The following is a 16,605-nucleotide window of genomic DNA, read 5'->3' on the forward strand; positions in this document are numbered from 1 at the left end:
GGGGATGAGTCCCTACTTCTTCTTAAGTAGAGAGTAGTAGGGGCGGCCCGGATGGGCCGCCCCATTATCGCCACCTACTAGACGCGCGGCTTCTCGCGCATCTCGAAGGTCTCGATGATGTCGCCTTCCTTGATGTCGTTGTACGACCCGAGGTTGATACCGCACTCGAAGCCCTCGCGGACCTCGGTGGCGTCGTCCTTCTCCCGCCGCAGCCCCACGATGGTGAGGTTGTCGGCGACGACGGACCCGCCGCGGATGAGGCGCGCCTTGGAGTTCCGCTTGATGACGCCGTCCTGGACCATGCAGCCGGCGATGTTGCCGATCTTGCTGGAGCGGAAGATGGCGCGGATCTCGGCGGTACCGAGCTGCACCTCCTCGAACTCCGGCTTGAGCATGCCCTTCAGGGCCGCCTCGATCTCCTCGATCGCCTGGTAGATGACCGAGTAGAAGCGGATCTCGACGCCCTCGCGGTCGGCCTTGGTCTTCGCACGGCCGTCGGGACGGACGTTGAAGCCCAGGATGACCGCGTCGGAGGCCATCGCCAGGTCCACGTCGGACTCGGTGATGGAACCCACGCCGCGGTGCACGACGCGCAGGTCGACCTCGTCGCCGACGTCCAGCTTGAGCAGCGAGTCCTCCAGGGCCTCGACCGAGCCCGCACCGTCACCCTTGATGATGATGTTGAGCTGCTGGACCTCGCCGGCCTTGATGACCTTCTCCCAGTCCTCGATCGAGACGCGCTTGCGGGAGCGGGCCATGGCCGCGTTCCGCTCGCGGGTCGCGCGGCGCTCGGCGATCTGCCGGGCCACGCGGTCCTCCTCGACCACCAGGAAGGTGTCGCCGGCGCCCGGGACGCTGGTGAGACCGAGCACCTGGACCGGACGCGACGGCCCGGCCTCGGCGACGCTCTCGCCGTTCTCGTCCATCATGGCGCGCACCCGGCCGTAGGCGTCGCCGACGACCATGGAGTCGCCGACGCGCAGCGTGCCGCGCTGCACCAGCACCGTGGCCACGGCGCCGCGGCCGCGGTCGAGGTTGGCCTCGATCGCCACGCCCTGGGCGTCCATGTCCGGGTTGGCCCGCAGGTCCAGCGAGGCGTCGGCGGTCAGGATGACCGCCTCCAGCAGCTGGTCGATGTTCAGGCCCTCGCGCGCGGAGATGTCGACGAACATGGTCTCGCCGCCGTACTCCTCGGCCACCAGCCCGTACTCGGTGAGCTGGCCGCGCACCTTCGTCGGGTCGGCGCCCTCCTTGTCGATCTTGTTGACCGCGACCACGATCGGCACGTCGGCGGCCTGGGCGTGGTTCAGCGCCTCGATCGTCTGGGGCATCACGCCGTCGTCCGCCGCGACCACCAGGATCGCGATGTCCGTGGCCTTGGCACCGCGGGCACGCATGGCGGTGAACGCCTCGTGACCGGGGGTGTCGATGAAGGTGATGGCCCGCTCGTTGCCCGCGACCTCGGCGACCACCTGGTAGGCGCCGATGTGCTGGGTGATGCCGCCGGCCTCGCCCTCGATGACGTTGGTCTTGCGGATGGCGTCCAGCAGGCGGGTCTTACCGTGGTCGACGTGACCCATGACGGTCACGACCGGCGGCCGGACCCGCAGGTCCTCCTCGCCGCCCTCGTTCTCGCCGAAGTCGATGTCGAAGGACTCCAGCAGTACGCGGTCCTCCTCCTCCGGCGAGACGATCTGCACGGTGAAGCCGAGCTCCTGGCCGAGCAGTTCGAAGACGTCGTCGGAGACCGACTGCGTCGCCGTCACCATCTCGCCGAGGTGGAACATCACCTGCACCAGGGACGCCGGGTTGGCGTTGATGCGCTCGGCGAAGTCGGTCAGCGAGGCGCCGCGGGGCAGCCGGATGGTCTGCCCGTTGCCGCGCGGCAGCATCGCGCCGCCGAGCGACGGCGCCTGCATGTTGTCGAACTCTTGACGCCGCTGCTTCTTCGACTTGCGACCGCGGCCCGGACGACCGCCGGGACGGCCGAAGGCACCGGCCGTACCGCCGCCGCCGGCGCGACCGCCGCGGCCGTAGCCGCCACCGCCGCCGGGACGGCCGCCGTAGCCGCCGCCACCGCCGCCGGGGGCACCGCCGCCGGGACGCGGGGCGCCGTAACCGCCGCCGCCGCCACCGCCGCCGGGACGCGCGCCGGGACCGCCCGCGGGCGCGCCGGGGCGCGGACCGCCGGTACGGCCGCCGGGACCGCCGGCCGGGGCACCCGGACGCGGACCGCCGGGGCGGCCCTGGCCGGCACCGGGACGCGGAGCCGCACGGCCGGGCATCATGCCCGGGTTCGGACGCGGGGCGCCGGGGACGCCGCCGGGACGCGGCGGCATGCCCGGACGCGGGCCGCCGTCGCGGCCGCCCTCGCCCTGCGCGCCGGTCGGCGGGCCCGGACGCGGCGCGGGCCGCGGGGGCTGCTGCATGCCGGTCGAGCCGGAGGACGTGAACGGGTTGTTGCCGGGACGCGGACCGGCCGGACGCGGGCCCGGGGTCGGAGCGCCGCCGGGACGGCCGCCCTGGCCCTGGCCCTGACCCTGCCCCTGGCCGGGACGCTGCGCGCCGGCCGGGCCGGGACGGGCGCCGCCGGGCGCGGGACGCTGGCCGCGGTCTCCGCGGTCGGGGCGCTCGCCGCCGCGGTCGCGGTCACGATCGCGGTCGCCGCCGGGCCGCTGCCCGGGGGCACCGGGACGCGGGCTCTGACGGCCGGGGATGCTGCCGCCGCCGGCGGCCGGAGCCTGCCGCGGCGGGATCGCGCCGCCGGGACGCTCGCCCTGGCTGGGACGCGCCGGCGTGGCCGGACGCGCCGGAGCCGGGGCGGGAGCCGCCGGGGCCTCGGCGACCGGCGCGGGCGCCGGAGCCTCGGGAACGCTGGGCGCGGGGGTCTCGACCACCGGGCTCGCCGCCGCGGCCGCGGCCTGGGCCTGCGCGGGAACCGCGGGGCCGGGCTTGGGCGCGACCGGGCCGGGGCGCGGACCGGGCTTGGGGGCGCCGCCGGGACGCGGGGCGCTGGAGGACGCCGCGGTCTTCGCGGCGGGGGCGGACTGCGCGGAAGCGCCAGCCCTGGAGGCGCCGCCCTTGGCGCCGCCGGATTCGGCTTGTTGGATGCTGTCGATCAGTTTGCGGACGACCGGCGCCTCAACGGTGGAGGACGCCGAGCGGACGAACTCACCCAGATCTTGGAGCTTGGCCATCACGACCTTGCTCTCTACTCCGAGCTCCTTGGCGAGTTCATAGACCCGGACCTTGGCCACTTCACTCCTTCTTCGGCCCGCGTCTGTTCGCGAAGCCGTCTGGTTACTGCATGGGCGTACTCATCGCGTGGTGCTGCTCATCGAGTGCTCATCGCCTGACTCGACCTGCTTCCGACTAGTACTGGGTTCTCTCTGTTCCACGCACCTGACGCGGACAGGGATGTAGTGCCTCAGCTGCCTTCCAACAACGCGCGGACCGCCGTTGTTTCCAACGGACCGTCGACCCGCAGCGCCCGCGGGAACGCCCGACGCTTCTCGGCGAGGGCCAGGCATCCCGGATCGGGGTGGAGGTGTGCTCCACGTCCGGGCGACCGCCCGCGCAGGTCGGGGACGACAGCGCCCTCGACCGCCACGACACGCAGCAGCTCCGTCTTCGCCGCTTTTGCCCTGCAACCCACGCAAGTGCGCACCGGTACAAGACGCGCCGATGCGGCAGGGCGTGCAGAAACATCCGTCTGGCTAGACACGTCTCAGTCTAGCGCCTGGATCACTTCACCGTTCGCCGGGTTATTGACGGGCGGCCATCCTCCGACCTATAGTCAACGCATCGGTTGATTAACGCTCTGGTTGATAAAGGCGATGGTTGATTACCACCATGGTTGGCAGCGACACCACAGAAACAGCCCTTGACCGGGCCTTCACCGCCCTCGGCGATCCGGTCCGCCGCGCGATCGTGGCGCGGCTGTCCCGCGGCGAGGCCACGGTGAACGAGTTGGCGGACCTGTTCCCGATCACCAAGCAGGCGGTCTCGCGGCACATCGGCGTCCTGGAGGACGCCGGCCTGATCACCCGCAGCCGGGACGGCCAGCGGCGGCCCTGCCACCTGGACCCCGCGGCCCTGGAGCGGCTGACCGCCTGGATCGACGGCTACCGGCTCGCCGCCGAGAGCAGGTTCCGCAAACTCGACGCGGTACTGGAATCACTCAAAGAGGAGGAAGAACGATGAGCACAGATCCCGGATCCGGCACGAGCACCGACGCCGGCACCAACCCCACCACCATCGAAGCGCCCGAAGGCACGCCGTTCCTGGACGTCACCCGGGACTTCGACGCCACCCCGGCGCAGGTCTTCCGCGCCTACACCGACCCGAAGCTGGTCGTGCGGTGGCTGGGCCCGCGCGACCTGGAGATGGACATCGAGGAGTACGACGCGCGCCCCGGCGGCCGCTACCGCTACGTGCACCACGGCGGCCACCTCAGCGAGGTGCGCGCCGGGTTCCACGGGGTCTTCCACACCGTCGAGGCGGACCGGCTGATCATCCAGACCTTCGAGTACGAGGGCGTGCCGGACGAGGTGAAACTGGACATCTGCCGGTTCACCGAAGTGGCCGGCAAGACCCGGATGAGCACGCGCTCGGTGTTCCCGTCGATGGAGACCCGCGAAGGCGCGCTGGCCTCCGGGATGACCTACGGGATCCAGGACTCGATGGAGCGGCTGGCCGAGCTGCTGGCCTCAGGGGTGTGACGGCGATGAGCAAGGTCATCATGGCGGACGCGGTCTCGCTGGACGGCTTCCTGGCGACCGCCGACGACCAGGTCGGTCCGCTGCATGACTTCTACTTCCAGGGCGACACCCCGATCACCGCGGGGAACGCGCACACGTCGTTCAAGGCGTCGGCGATCTCGGCGAAGTACCTCGACGAGCAGTGGTCGCGGATCGGCGCGATGGTCATCGGGCGGCGCCTGTTCGACATCACCAACGGATGGAACGGCGTCCCGGTCGCAGGGGACCGCGTTTTCGTGGTGACGCACAGCGTTCCCACGGACTGGGAGTACCAGGACACCGCACCGTTCACCTTCGTGACCGACGGCGTGGAGAGCGCCATCGCGCAGGCGAAGGAGGTCGCCGGACCGGACCGGGACGTGTCGCTCAACGGGGGCGATGTCGGCGGCCAGGCCTTCGCCGCCGGCCTGGTGGACGAGCTGGACGTGGCGCTGGTGCCGGTGGCGTTCGGCAGCGGGAAGCGGTTCTTCGGCGAGCACTTCGCAGAGCACGTGCTCCTGGACGATCCCACGGCGGTGGTTCAGGGCGAGCGGGTCACGCACCTGCATTACAAAGTCCGCAACGGCTGACCGGCCGACGAGGTCCGCGACCGGCCGCGCAGGGTGCACCGAGGGGGTGTCCGCCGTGCGCGGTCGGGTCCGTGGGCCCGTCGCGGTTCCGGCCGCGGTACGACCAGAGCCGGGGGTCAGCCGGCGGCCCAGGACCCGAGCATCCGCAACGAATCCGCCGTCGCGGACCCCGGCGGCGCGGTGAAGACGATCATCGTCAGGTCCGGGTCGGCGGCGACCGTCAGCGCCTGCCAGTCCAGCAGCAACCGCCCGGCCACCGGGTGGTCGAAGCTCTTGCGGAACGAGTCGGTGGCGCGCACCTCGTGGCCGCCCCACCACCGGCGGAAGTCCGGGTCCCGGTCCAGCAGCTCGCTGACCACCTCCGCCATCCGCCGGTCCCCCGGCATCAGGCCGACGCTCATCCGCAGCCGGGCCACGCTGACCGCGGCGACCTCGTCCCAGTTCCGGTGCATGCCGCGGACCCGGGGCTCCAGGAACAGCATGCGGATCATGTTCCGCTCCCGCGCCGGCATCTCGGCGAAGTCGAAGTACAGCGCGACCGCGATGTCGTTCCAGGCCACGATGTCCCCGCGCGGGTCGATGACCAGGACCGGCACGTCCTTCATGGCCTCCAGCAGGTCCCGCAGCAGCGGGCCGACCGCCGGCCGGCCCGCGCCGTCCGCGTCCGCCGACCGGGACCGCACCGGCGGCTGCGCGAGGATGTGCAGGTAGGCCCGCTCGGCGTCGGTCAGCCGCAGCGCGGTGGCGATCCCGTTCAGGACGCTGTCCGAGGCCGTGGTGACCCGGCCCTGTTCGAGCCGGGTGTAGTGGTCCACGCTCATGGTGGCCAGCTGCGCGACCTCCTCGCGGCGCAGGCCGCTCACCCTGCGGGGGTTCCCGACGGCGGGCAGCCCGACGGACTCCGGGGCGATCGCCGCCCGCTTCGACTTCAGGAATGCTCCGAGCTCGCTCACGCATCCCAGCATCGCACCCCCGCGCGCCGCGTTCCTGGGGCAGCCGTCCCCAGGAACAGCCGAGCTCTGGTTGTGCCGGCCGGCGCGGCCGAGTCTTGAGCCATGAGCAACGCACTGAACCTCGAAACCACCACCCGCGTCATCGCCGCCGGCCAGGAGGCCGCCGCCGGCATCGGCGTCGCCATGTGCATCACGATCGTCGACACCGCCGGGACCCTCGTGGCCTTCCAGCGGATGGACGGCGCCTGGCTCGGCTCCGTCGACATCTCCCAGCGTAAGGCCCGGACCTCCGCGCTGTTCCCGATGCCGAGCGCCGTCCTCGGCGAGATGTCCCAGCCCGGCGGCCCGATCTACGGCGTCGAGGCCACCAACGGCGGCCTGGTCTCCTTCGGCGGCGGGCTGCCGCTGGCCGCGGCGGACGGCACGATCATCGGCGCGGTCGGCGTCTCCGGCGGCCTGGTCGACCAGGACGTCGCGGTCGCCGAGGCGGTGGCCAAGGCGGTCTGAACCCACCGATGACTGAGGGCCCTGGCGATCGCCAGGGCCCTCAGTCGCTCTGCTCGGGTACTGCCCGCGTCTACTCGGTGACCGGCTCCGCGTCGGACCGGATGTCGATCCGCCAGCCGGTCAGCCGGGCCGCCAGCCGCGCGTTCTGGCCCTCCTTGCCGATCGCCAGCGAGAGCTGGAAGTCCGGCACGATCACCCGGGCGCTGCGCTGGTCCAGGTCCACGACCTGCACCTTCGACACCCGCGCCGGGGACAGCGCGTTGCCGACCATCTCGGCCGGGTCCTCGGACCAGTCCACGATGTCGATCTTCTCGCCGTGCAGCTCGGCCATCACGTTGCGGACCCGCGCGCCCATCGGGCCGATGCAGGCGCCCTTGGCGTTGACCCCGGCCCGGTGCGAGCGGACCGCGATCTTGGTGCGGTGGCCGGCCTCGCGGGCGATCGCGGTGATCTCCACCGCGCCCTCGGCGATCTCCGGGACCTCCAGCGCGAACAGCTTCCGCACCAGGTCCGGGTGGGTCCGCGAGAGGGTCACCTGGGGACCGCGCGGGCCGCGGCGGACGTCCACCACGTAGCACTTCAGGCGCTCGCCGTGCCGGTACTCCTCGCCCGGGACCTGCTCGGCGGCCGGGAGCGTGCCCTCGATCTTGCCGATGTTCACCAGCACCGCGCGCGGGTCGCGGCCCTGCTGCACCACGCCGGTGATCAGGTCGCCCTTGCGGCCGGAGAACTCGCCGAAGGTCTGCTCGTCCTCGTGGTCCCGCAGCCGCTGCAGGATCACCTGCTTGGCGGTGGTGGAGGCGATGCGGCCGAACTCGCTCGGGGTGTCGTCGTACTCCCGGGTGGTGCCGTCCTCGATGTCCTCCACGGCCCACACGGTGACGTGGCCGCTGGCCCGGTCGACCTGGACCCGGGCCCGGGTCTTCGCGCCGTCGGTGCGCTTGTAGGCGATGAGCAGCGCGGCCTCGATGTCCTCGACCAGCTTCTCGAAGGGGATCCCGCGGTCCTTCTCCAGGTCGCGCAATGCACTCGTGGGGATGTCCATGGTCGTCAGCCCTCCTCGTCCTCGTCGATGTCCTCGATGTCGTCGGTCTCGTCCATCTCGTCGACGCCGTCGGCGTCCTCGGCGGATCCGGCGTCCGCCTCGTCGTCCTTGCGGTTGAACTCGATCTCCACCCGCGCCTTGGCGACCTCCGCGAACGCCAGCCGCCGCTCCTGCGTGGTCGAAGGCTGCCCCTTCTTCTTGCCGGGCACCTCCAGCTCCAGCAGCACGCCGTCCTCGTCGGTGTCCAGGACCCGGCCGGTGGCCTCGCCGCCGTCGGTCAGCACCGCGCGCACCAGCCGGCCCTCGGCCCGGCGCCAGTGCTTGGGCAGGGTCAGCGGCCGGTCGGTGCCCGGCGAGCCGACCTCCAGCACATAGGGCTGGTCGCCCATGACCACGGCGCCCTCCGGGCCGTCGAGCACGTCGGAGACCACCCGGGTGAGATCGGAGACCGCGTCGAGCGACACGCCGTCGTCGCCGTCCACGACGACCTCGACACGGCGCCGGCGGGCCACCTGCGAGACACGGACCGTCTCCAGGTCGTAGCCGGCGGCGGCGACGACCGGCTCCAGCAGCGCTTGCAACCGGTCCGCCGGGGCTCCGGTTCGGGGGGTGCTCATCGTTCTCCTTGTGCAGTTGTCGTCCGTCGTGCTGTCGCTTCGTAGCCAACACAGTATCCGTTCCGCACCAGGGCGCGCTCCCGTCGGCGCGGCGTCGGGAATCGCTACACTTTGCCGGTGACCTGGGTGCCCGTGGAGCTGACGAGACGCACGATGCTCACCGCGACAGGTGTGGCGCTGTTAGGCGCGTGTGCTTCTCCGGCCGGAACCAAGAGGTCCGGGGCTTCTCCCGCCAAACCGGTACCAGCGGGGCAGCCGGACCCGGCACGCGACCGCGCACTGTCCGCGGAGGCCGATCTGCTGACGCAGTATGACGCCGCCTTGGCACTGCCCGCGGTGGCTGCCGACAGCGCACTCACCGCGAAACTCACGGCGATCCGCGAGGAACACGCCTCACACGCCGCCGCCATAAAGCAGGGCTACACGCCTCCTGCCGCCCCGACGCCCTCCGCTCCCCCGACGACGGCACCGTCCACGACGCCGCCCACGACTCCGCCCACGACGCCGTCGGGTTCTGCCACGACCGCGTCGCAGACCGCTCCGAGCGACCCGAAGACCGCCGTGGCGGCGCTGGCCAAGGCCGAACAGGACGCCGCGAGCGCCCGGACCTCCGACATCCTCTCCGCCGACGGCGACACCGCGATGCTGCTGGCGTCCATCGCCGCCTCCGAGTCCGGACACGCGGCGCTGCTCCTGGGAGGCGCCGCATGAGCGCGCTGCAGACCGCGCTCGGGAACGAGCACGCCGCGGTGTACGGATACGGAGTCCTGGCGGTGCACCTCACCGGCGCACAGCGGAGCGCCGCGCAGAACGCGTACGACACACATCGCGCGCGCCGCGACATCCTCATCGGGCTGATCGAGGCGCAGGGCGACAAGCCGGTCGCTGCGGCGCCGGCCTATACGATCCCGTTCCCTGTGAACACCGCGGCGGACGCCACACGGTTGGCGACGCAGTTGGAGGAGCGGCTCGGCGCCTCTTATGCGGACGTCGTCCAGGCCTCGTCCGGGGACACCCGGCGCACCGGGCTGGAGTGGCTGACGGACGCCGCCGTCCGTGCGGTGCGGTGGCGTGGGAGCTCTGTGGCGTTCCCAGGTCTGCCCGAACGGGACTGACCCGGGGCGCCTCCCTCGGAGCGTTGCAGTCGTTTCAGCCGCTTCAGGCGTCTCAGTCGTTGTTGCCGCTGCCCAGTGAGTCGGACAGGTTCTGCAACTCCCCGGACAGGACCGAGGCCACGCTGTCGGTGATCAGTCCCTGGGTCTGGTCGTCGTTGACCTTCGAGACCACCTGGTCGGCCTTGTTCTGCGCGTCGTGCAGGTAGTGCCCCTTCATGTTGTGCTGCTGCGCCAGCTGCACCGCGCTCTCCAGATCGGTGATCGAGTTCTGCAGATCGCGGCCGGCGTTGGGGTCCATCGTGGCCGCGCCCTGCGCGATGTAGGCGTCGATCTGGCCCCGGACGCCCTCCAGGAAGGCGACCGGGTCCTTGCCCGGGTCGGCGGTCGGCGCCAGCGTGGACGCCGGTCCGCTGGCAGGCGGAGACGTACTCGGCGTACTCGGCGTCCCCGACGGCGACGAGCCCGACGGCCCTGTCGCGGCCCCGGTCGGGCCGCCGGCGGTGATGCCCGGCGGAGGGGCGGACGTGGTCTGCTTCTCGGCCTGCGAGCCCTTCATGAAGACCGCCGTGCCGGCCGCCGCGATGAACGCGATGACCAGCGCGCCGAGAACCATCCAGATCCAGTTGTACCGGCGCGGCGGGGGCGGGCCGGGGAACGTCGGCTGGGCCGGGTAGGAACCGCCGTCGTCATCGTCCGGAACACTCTGCGGGGGAACGCGCGGGCCCATATACGCGGGCTGCTCCTGGGCGGCCAGATACGAGGGGCGCGTAGGGGCCTCGTACGGCTGCATCACCATGGTCCGGTTCGCCGGCGGCCGCACCGCGCCGGGGATCTCGGCCGGGGCGCCGCGCAGCTCCAGGACCGCGGCCACGGTCGCGGCCGCCGGCCTTTCCAGGGGGTCCTTGGCCAGGCACTGCCGGTAGATCCCGGCTATCTGCGGCGGCAGGCCGGCGGTCGGCAGCGGCGGCGGCTGGCGGTGCAGGTGGCCCTTGACCACGTCGTCGACGGTCGCGCCCTCGAACGGCGCGCGTCCGGTGATGCACCAGTAGAGGATGCAGCCGAGCGCGTAGACGTCGGACGCCGGCAGCGCCCCGCGCCCGGTCAGCTGCTCCGGCGCCATGCACGCCGGCGTGCCGACCACCAGGCCGGTGCGCGCGTCGGTGTCGGAGGAGGCCTGCGCTATGCCGAAGTCCAGGAGCTTGACCCCGTCGGACATCAGCATGACGTTGCCGGGCTTCAGGTCGCGGTGGATGATGCCGACCTGGTGCACCGCCTCCAGCGCGCCGGCCAGTTGCGCGCACGCCAGCCGCGCGTCGTTCTCCAGCAGCGGGCCCTGCTCCAGGCGGTCCTCCAGGTTCAGCCCGGCCAGCAGCTCGGTGACCAGCACCGGCTGGAAGTCGCCGTCCCCGTCCTGCCACTCGATGTAGTCGAAGACGGTGGTCACCCGCGGATGCGACAGCCGCGCCAGCGCCAGCGCCTCCCGCCGCAGCTGCTCACGGCCCGCCGGCTGCGCGGCGGCACCGCCGTGCAGCAGCTTCACGGCCACCAGCCGGTCCAGGCTCGAGTCCTGCGCCTCCCAGACGACCGCACTGCTGCCGGACCCGAGGGGCCTGGTCAGACGGTAGCGCTCGGCTATGACGGTGCCGGGGGTCGGTACATCCATGGGGGTGATTATTGCGCGTCACCCTTACTGGACGGTGCCCTGCCGGCTGTGATCGAGACGACCCGGGACCTCGGACGCGACACGCCGCCGCCGGGAACTCCCGGCGGCGGCGTGTCGTGCTCCTGGCGGCGGTTCAGCCGCGCACCAGCGTGTGCACGTGCTCGACCAGGTCCGGTGCCGCGACCTCGGTCTTCTCGCCGGTCTTCCGGTCGCGGACCTCGACCACGCCGTCGGCGAGGTTCTTGCCGACCACCACGATGGTCGGGATGCCGATCAGCTCGGCGTCCTTGAACTTCACGCCGGGCGAGACGCTGCCCACGCGGTCGTCGTACAGGACCCGCACGCCGCGCGCGCCGAGCTCCTCGGCGTAGCGGTTCGCGGTCTCGTAGAGCACCGGGTCCTTGCCCGCGGCCACGATGTGCACGTCGGCCGGGGCCACCTCGCGCGGCCAGACCAGGCCGAGCTCGTCGTACATCTGCTCGGCCAGGACCGCGACGGCGCGGGAGACGCCGACGCCGTAGCTGCCCATGGTGACGCGGACCGGCTTGCCGTCCTTGCCCAGGACGTCGAGCTTGGCGGCGTCGGCGTACTTGCGGCCGAGCTGGAAGATGTGGCCGATCTCGATACCGCGGTCGATGGACAGCTCGTGGCCGCAGCGCGGGCACAGGTCGCCGGCCCGCACCTCGGCGGCCTCGACGGTGCCCTCGATGTCGAAGTCGCGGCCGGCCACCGCGTAGGCGACGTGCTTGCCGGCCTCGTTGGCACCGGTCACCCAGGCGGTGCCGACGGCCACGCGCGGGTCGACCAGGTACTCGTACCCGGCCTCCTTGAGTCCGACCGGGCCGATGTAGCCGCGGACCAGCTTGGGGTGCTTGGGGAAGTCCTCGGCCTCGAACATCTCGACCTCGCCGGGGGCCACCGCGGCCTCCAGGCGCTTGAGGTCCACCTCGCGGTCGCCGGGCAGGCCGACGATCAGGACCTTCGGCTCCTTCACCCCTGGGTAGCGGACCTTGACCACGACGTTCTTCAGCGTGTCCTTGGCCTCGATCGCACTGTGCAAATCAGCTCGTCCCTCGCGGGCCAAACCGTTCACGACTGCGACCAGCGACTCGATGGTCGGGGTGTCGGGGGTGTCGAGGACCTGGAGCGCCGGGTGCGCGGCGGCGTCCTGGGGCACGGCGGCGGCGGTCTCGACGGCCTCGACGTTCGCCGCGTAGCCGCAGTTGTGGCACGCCACGTAGGTGTCCTCGCCGGTGGGCGCCGTGGCCAGGAACTCCTCGGAGGCCGAGCCGCCCATCGCGCCGGACACAGCCGACACGATCTTGTACTTGATGCCCAGCCGCTCGAAGATGCGGATGTAGGTGTCGCGGTGCTGCGCGTAGGAGTGCTTCAGGCCCTCGTCGTCCAGGTCGAAGGAGTACGAGTCCTTCATCAGGAACTCCCGGCCGCGCAGGATGCCGGCGCGGGGGCGCGCCTCGTCCCGGTACTTGGTCTGGATCTGGTAGAGCGTGACCGGCAGGTTCTTGTAGGACGACACCTCGCCCTTGACCATGTCGGTGAACATCTCCTCGTGCGTGGGACCGAGGAGGTAGTCGTTGCCGCGGCGGTCCTGGAGGCGGAAGAGGTTGTCGCCGTACTCGGTCCAGCGGCCGGTGGTCTCGTAGTACTCGCGGGGCAGCAGCGCCGGGAACTGGACCTCCTGCCCGCCCATCCGGTCCATCTCCTCGCGCACGACGCGGGTGACGTTCTCCAGCACCTGCTTGCCCAGCGGCAGCCAGGAGTAGATGCCGGGGGCGACGCGGCGGACGTATCCACCACGGACCAACAGCTTGTGGCTCGGGACCTCGGCGTCCGCCGGGTCCTCGCGCAGGGTTCGCAGGAACAGCGACGACATACGCCAGATCACGGGGTGCTCCTAGTGTTCGATCAGGTAAGGTTGCGCGCCTTGGCCGGAAACCCGCCATAGCGCACTGCTGTCCTGCGAGGATATCCGGCTCGGGCGTGATCGCTTGCCGTTTGGCCTTTCGCACACGCCTTCAACAGCACGTAAAGACCCTCCCGTATTAACGGCGGGCAGGTTACCGTGCCGACATGGCAGCAAAGACCCGGAACGACGTCCTCCGGGTGAATCTGGACCCGGCGCTCGGCGATCTGGCGCTGGCCGAGGCCCGGGACGCGCTGGCGTCCGGGGACTGGGGGCCGGCGCGGGAGGTTCTGGCCGAGACCCGGAAAGGCTTTGAGGGTCCCCAGTGGGACCGGCGCAGCCACCGGGTGCGGGTGCTCGCCGAAGCGGTCGCGAACTCCTCGTGGGTGGAGCGCTGGCAGGTGCTGGAGCCGGTAAATCCGGACGCCGCGTTGTTGCGGGCGCAGGTGGAGACCGTCCGTGCGCTGCGCGCGTCGCTGGCCGGCGGCGCCGGCCACCGCGAGACCGCGGAGGAGGCCCTGGGCCTGTGCACGCATGCCGCCGAGATGGCGCCGGAGGACCCGACTCCGTGGGTGGTCATGCTGACGCTGGCGCGCGCCGCCGACCGCGGGCGTCGCAGCGGGCACGACGAGTTCTGGAACCGCTGGCAGAAGATGCGGGCCCTGGACGCGTTCAACCGGGACGGCCAGCATGAAGCGCTGATGTATCTGTTCGGCGCTTGGTGCGGATCGCATCAGGAGATGTACGACTTCGCTTATTGGCTCGCTGGAGAAGCCCCTCCCGGTTCCCCTCTAGCGGCGCTCCCTCTGGTGGCACATGCAGAGGTGTACAGGACGGCGAACGTGGGTGTCCCCCGGCAGCGCCAGTCCTCACCGCAGGCGCACTGGGGGCGGGACTTGGTCACCGCGGATATAGACCGGGTCATGCACAGCTGGCTGGGGTCCGCTATAGAGCCGCACGCGCAGGCCGATCTGGACCGGAACTACTTGCTGCACGCGATGGTGTACTCCGGCCTGGTCGACACCGATGAGACCCGAGCGTTGTTCGACGCGATCGGGTCGCATGCCATGCGCGTCCCGTGGTCCTACACCGGGGACCCGGAGTCCTCGTTCCTCTACTGGCGCGACCGGGCCTTCCACGCGGACTCCCCACGCCGCTGACGGTCTGGTCCGAATCCCGCTAGTACCGCGCACCGCCCTGCGCGACACTCGATGTATGCCCGAGCCAGCTCTCCAGAACGACTTCGATACTTACTACCGGGCGGTGGCCAGCCGCGACCCGCGGTTCGACGGCCGTTTCTTCACCGGCGTGACGACCACCGGCATCTACTGCCGGCCGATCTGCCCGGCCCGCACGCCGAAGCCGGAGAACGTGCGCTTCTTCCGGGTCGCCGCGGCGGCCGAGGCCGCCGGCTTCCGCACCTGCCGGCGCTGCCGCCCCGACAAGGTGCCGGGCTCGCCGGACTGGAACGTCCGGGCCGACCTGGCCGGCCGGGCGCTGCGGCTGATCGCCGACGGCGCCGCCGACCAGCAGGACGGCGTCGCGGCCCTGGCCCGCACGCTGGCGGTGAGCGAGCGGCACCTGCACCGGGTACTGGTCGCCGAGCTCGGGGTGGGGCCGCTGACGCTGGCCCGCTCCCGCCGCGCGCAGACCGCGCGGCTGCTGCTGGAGTCGACGGCCCTGCCGGTCTCGGACGTCGCGTTCGCCGCCGGCTACGGCTCGATCCGGCAGTTCAACGACTCGGTCCGAGAGGCCTTCGGCGCCACCCCGAGCGACATCCGGGTCCGCTTCGGCACCGGCGCCGCGGCCGCCGAACTGGCCGGGAGCGCCGTGGACGGGGACGGGGCGCTGACCCTGCGGCTGACCTACCGGACGCCGTTCGACTTCCCGGCGCTGCTCGGCTGGTTCGGCGACCGGGCGATCCCGGGCGTGGACGAGGTGGCCGGCGTCGGCCGCGACCTGGTCTACCGCCGAGCACTCCGCCTCCCCCACGGCACCGGCCAGGTGGAACTGCGCGACGACAAGGGCGTGGTGCACGCCCGGCTGGTGGTCGACGACCTGCGCGACGTCGCGGTGGCCGTCCGCCGCTGCCGCGACCTGCTGGACCTGGACGCCGACCCGGCGCAGGTGGACGCGGTGCTGGCCGGCGACCCGGCGCTGGCACCGCTGGTCGCCGCCCGCCCCGGCCTGCGCGTCCCCGGCGCGGTCGACGGCTTCGAGATCGCGGTGCGCGCGATCCTCGGCCAGCAGATCAGCGTCGCCGCGGCCCGCACCATGACCGCGCGCCTGGTGCAGCGCTTCGCCGCGGTCGAGCTGGCCGCCGAGGCCGCGCTGGTGCCGGAGGCGGCGGTGGCGGGGTCCGGCGGTTCAGTCGGGGCCGTGGCGGTGGCGGCGGCTGACGCGGGCTCGGAATCGCGGCCGGAGGCGGGCTTCGGCTCGGCGACAGGTGTGGGGGCGGTGCTCGGGTCGGGCTCGTGGTCGGCAGCGGACTCCGACTCGGTCGCATCAGCAAATCACTTTGTCGACAAGAAAGCGGACCTGGCCCCCTTCCCGCGCCCCGAGACCCTGGCCGCCGGCGACTACGAAGGCCTCGGCCTCACCCGCCGCACCGCCGCGACCCTCCGCGCCCTGGCCACCGCGGTCGCGAGCGGCGAGCTCGCCCTCGACCGCGGCGTGGATCGAGCCGAAGCCCGCGCCAAGCTGCTCGCCGTCCCGGGCATCGGCCCCTGGACCGCCGACTACATCGCGTTGCGTGTCTTCGGCGATCCCGACGCCTTCCCGGTCGGCGACCTGATCGTCCGCCGGCAGGCGGAGCGCCTCGGTCTGCCGGGCACCGAAAAAGCCCTCCTGGCGCACGCCGAGGCGTGGCGGCCCTGGCGCGCTTATGCCGCTTTGCACCTGTGGGCCAGCGCGAGCGACCCCGACACCGAAGGAACCGAACAGTGAGCACCCTGACCTACACCACCATCGCGACGCCGGCCGGTCCGTTCACCGTCCTGGCCGATGCCGACGACACCGTCCACGCCGCCGGTTTCACCGCCGACCCGGCGTTCCTCTCCGGCATGCTGCACGCCCCGGTGCCCGGGCCAGGGGCGCACGACCGCGTGGCCGAGCGCGTGGCCGCGTACTTCGCCGGCGATCTGGCCGCGCTCGACGACGTGCCGGTCGTCTACCGCGCGACCGGGCCGTTCCGCACCGCGGCGTGGGACGCGATGCGCGCGGTCAAGGCCGGCGGCACCATCAGCTACACGCAGCTCGCGGCCACGGCGGGGAATCCCAACGCGGTGCGGGCCGCGGGATCGGCGTGCGCGTCCAACGCGATCGCGCTGTTCGTGCCCTGCCACCGCATCGTGCGCAGCGACGGCTCCAGCAAGAACTTCCTGTACGGACTGGAGTGCAAGGCCACCCTGCTGGCGCACGAGAAGCAGTACGCGGAGGTCTGAGCCCGTCCA

The 16,605-nt window shown here is 72.0% G+C and carries 16 protein-coding genes; 9 read left to right on the top strand and 7 right to left on the bottom strand.

The genetic code is table 11. From position 1 onward, the window contains the following. Positions 1–77: 77 nt before the first annotated feature. Entirely contained in the window at positions 78–3,257 is a 3,180-nt protein-coding gene (infB, locus tag ABH920_RS04220) for a translation initiation factor IF-2 (protein WP_370346974.1), read from the bottom strand. 170 nt (positions 3,258–3,427) lie between these two features. Further along, positions 3,428–3,724, bottom strand: a complete 297-nt coding sequence (locus ABH920_RS04225) for a YlxR family protein (RefSeq protein ID WP_370346976.1) — start codon at positions 3,722–3,724, stop codon at positions 3,428–3,430. Positions 3,725–3,852: 128 nt separating this feature from the next. On the opposite strand from ABH920_RS04225, the gene ABH920_RS04230 reads away from it, so the two are divergent. From ABH920_RS04230 to ABH920_RS04240, 3 genes are read left to right on the top strand one after another with little or no spacing between them, the layout of a single operon-like run. Beyond that, positions 3,853–4,203, top strand: a complete 351-nt coding sequence (locus ABH920_RS04230; protein WP_370346978.1) for an ArsR/SmtB family transcription factor — start codon at positions 3,853–3,855, stop codon at positions 4,201–4,203. Then, a complete protein-coding gene (locus ABH920_RS04235) occupies positions 4,200–4,721 on the top strand; it encodes an SRPBCC family protein (protein WP_370346980.1) in 522 nt (173 codons plus the stop codon). Before ABH920_RS04230 ends, ABH920_RS04235 begins: the two co-directional genes overlap by 4 nt. 5 nt (positions 4,722–4,726) lie before the next feature. Then, on the top strand, positions 4,727–5,329 hold the full coding sequence (locus ABH920_RS04240; protein WP_370346982.1) for a dihydrofolate reductase family protein: 603 nt from the start codon (positions 4,727–4,729) through the stop codon (positions 5,327–5,329). Between the two features lie 116 nt (positions 5,330–5,445). Here the strand turns inward: ABH920_RS04240 and ABH920_RS04245 are convergent, their stop codons facing one another. Continuing rightward, entirely contained in the window at positions 5,446–6,282 is an 837-nt protein-coding gene (locus tag ABH920_RS04245; protein ID WP_370346984.1) for a helix-turn-helix transcriptional regulator, read from the bottom strand. A gap of 102 nt (positions 6,283–6,384) precedes the next feature. Here ABH920_RS04245 and ABH920_RS04250 point away from each other — a divergent pair, with 102 nt between their 5' ends. Continuing rightward, positions 6,385–6,789, top strand: coding sequence for a heme-binding protein (locus ABH920_RS04250; protein ID WP_370346986.1), 405 nt, complete (start codon positions 6,385–6,387; stop codon positions 6,787–6,789). A 70-nt stretch (positions 6,790–6,859) separates the two neighbouring features. On the opposite strand, the gene nusA is transcribed toward ABH920_RS04250, so the two are convergent. Together nusA and rimP are read right to left on the bottom strand one after the other, a co-directional pair. After that, positions 6,860–7,834 (bottom strand): transcription termination factor NusA, encoded by a 975-nt coding sequence (gene nusA / locus ABH920_RS04255; protein ID WP_370346988.1) that lies wholly within the window; start codon positions 7,832–7,834, stop codon positions 6,860–6,862. Between the two features lie 5 nt (positions 7,835–7,839). Continuing rightward, positions 7,840–8,451 (bottom strand): ribosome maturation factor RimP, encoded by a 612-nt coding sequence (gene rimP / locus ABH920_RS04260; RefSeq protein WP_370346990.1) that lies wholly within the window; start codon positions 8,449–8,451, stop codon positions 7,840–7,842. Positions 8,452–8,568: 117 nt separating this feature from the next. Between rimP and ABH920_RS04265 the strand changes: the two genes are divergently transcribed. Together ABH920_RS04265 and ABH920_RS04270 are read left to right on the top strand one after the other, a co-directional pair. Further along, on the top strand, positions 8,569–9,162 hold the full coding sequence (locus ABH920_RS04265) for a hypothetical protein (protein WP_370346992.1): 594 nt from the start codon (positions 8,569–8,571) through the stop codon (positions 9,160–9,162). After that, on the top strand, positions 9,159–9,566 hold the full coding sequence (locus tag ABH920_RS04270; RefSeq protein ID WP_370346994.1) for a ferritin-like domain-containing protein: 408 nt from the start codon (positions 9,159–9,161) through the stop codon (positions 9,564–9,566). The genes ABH920_RS04265 and ABH920_RS04270 overlap by 4 nt, the downstream gene beginning before the upstream one ends. 52 nt (positions 9,567–9,618) lie before the next feature. Here ABH920_RS04270 and ABH920_RS04275 read toward each other — a convergent pair whose 3' ends face one another. After that, positions 9,619–11,229: a serine/threonine-protein kinase gene (locus ABH920_RS04275; protein WP_370346996.1), complete on the bottom strand. Its 1,611-nt coding sequence runs from the start codon at positions 11,227–11,229 to the stop codon at positions 9,619–9,621. A gap of 133 nt (positions 11,230–11,362) precedes the next feature. Continuing rightward, positions 11,363–13,135, bottom strand: coding sequence for a proline--tRNA ligase (locus tag ABH920_RS04280; RefSeq protein ID WP_370346998.1), 1,773 nt, complete (start codon positions 13,133–13,135; stop codon positions 11,363–11,365). Positions 13,136–13,320: 185 nt separating this feature from the next. Between ABH920_RS04280 and ABH920_RS04285 the strand changes: the two genes are divergently transcribed. The 3 genes from ABH920_RS04285 to ABH920_RS04295 are packed head-to-tail and all read left to right on the top strand — an operon-like array spanning position 13,321 to position 16,596. Next, positions 13,321–14,313: a hypothetical protein gene (locus tag ABH920_RS04285; protein WP_370347000.1), complete on the top strand. Its 993-nt coding sequence runs from the start codon at positions 13,321–13,323 to the stop codon at positions 14,311–14,313. A gap of 55 nt (positions 14,314–14,368) precedes the next feature. After that, positions 14,369–16,099 carry a DNA-3-methyladenine glycosylase 2 family protein gene (locus ABH920_RS04290; protein WP_370347002.1) on the top strand — a complete coding sequence of 577 codons (1,731 nt, stop codon included), beginning with the start codon at positions 14,369–14,371 and terminating at the stop codon, positions 16,097–16,099. Beyond that, positions 16,096–16,596, top strand: coding sequence for a methylated-DNA--[protein]-cysteine S-methyltransferase (locus ABH920_RS04295; RefSeq protein WP_370347004.1), 501 nt, complete (start codon positions 16,096–16,098; stop codon positions 16,594–16,596). Before ABH920_RS04290 ends, ABH920_RS04295 begins: the two co-directional genes overlap by 4 nt. Positions 16,597–16,605: the final 9 nt, after the last annotated feature.

This window comes from Catenulispora sp. EB89, assembly GCF_041261445.1.
Lineage (GTDB): Bacteria > Actinomycetota > Actinomycetes > Streptomycetales > Catenulisporaceae > Catenulispora.

Bases quoted from the DNA above. Each gene is read 5' to 3' on its own strand.
- ABH920_RS04230 (WP_370346978.1), top strand. From the start codon at position 3,853: ATGGTTGGCAGCGACACCACAGAAACAGCCCTTGACCGGGCCTTCACC.
- ABH920_RS04235 (WP_370346980.1), top strand. From the start codon at position 4,200: ATGAGCACAGATCCCGGATCCGGCACGAGCACCGACGCCGGCACCAAC.
- ABH920_RS04240 (WP_370346982.1), top strand. From the start codon at position 4,727: ATGAGCAAGGTCATCATGGCGGACGCGGTCTCGCTGGACGGCTTCCTG.
- ABH920_RS04250 (WP_370346986.1), top strand. From the start codon at position 6,385: ATGAGCAACGCACTGAACCTCGAAACCACCACCCGCGTCATCGCCGCC.
- nusA (WP_370346988.1), bottom strand. From the start codon at position 7,834: ATGGACATCCCCACGAGTGCATTGCGCGACCTGGAGAAGGACCGCGGG.
- rimP (WP_370346990.1), bottom strand. From the start codon at position 8,451: ATGAGCACCCCCCGAACCGGAGCCCCGGCGGACCGGTTGCAAGCGCTG.
- ABH920_RS04270 (WP_370346994.1), top strand. From the start codon at position 9,159: ATGAGCGCGCTGCAGACCGCGCTCGGGAACGAGCACGCCGCGGTGTAC.
- ABH920_RS04275 (WP_370346996.1), bottom strand. From the start codon at position 11,229: ATGGATGTACCGACCCCCGGCACCGTCATAGCCGAGCGCTACCGTCTG.
- ABH920_RS04285 (WP_370347000.1), top strand. From the start codon at position 13,321: ATGGCAGCAAAGACCCGGAACGACGTCCTCCGGGTGAATCTGGACCCG.
- ABH920_RS04290 (WP_370347002.1), top strand. From the start codon at position 14,369: ATGCCCGAGCCAGCTCTCCAGAACGACTTCGATACTTACTACCGGGCG.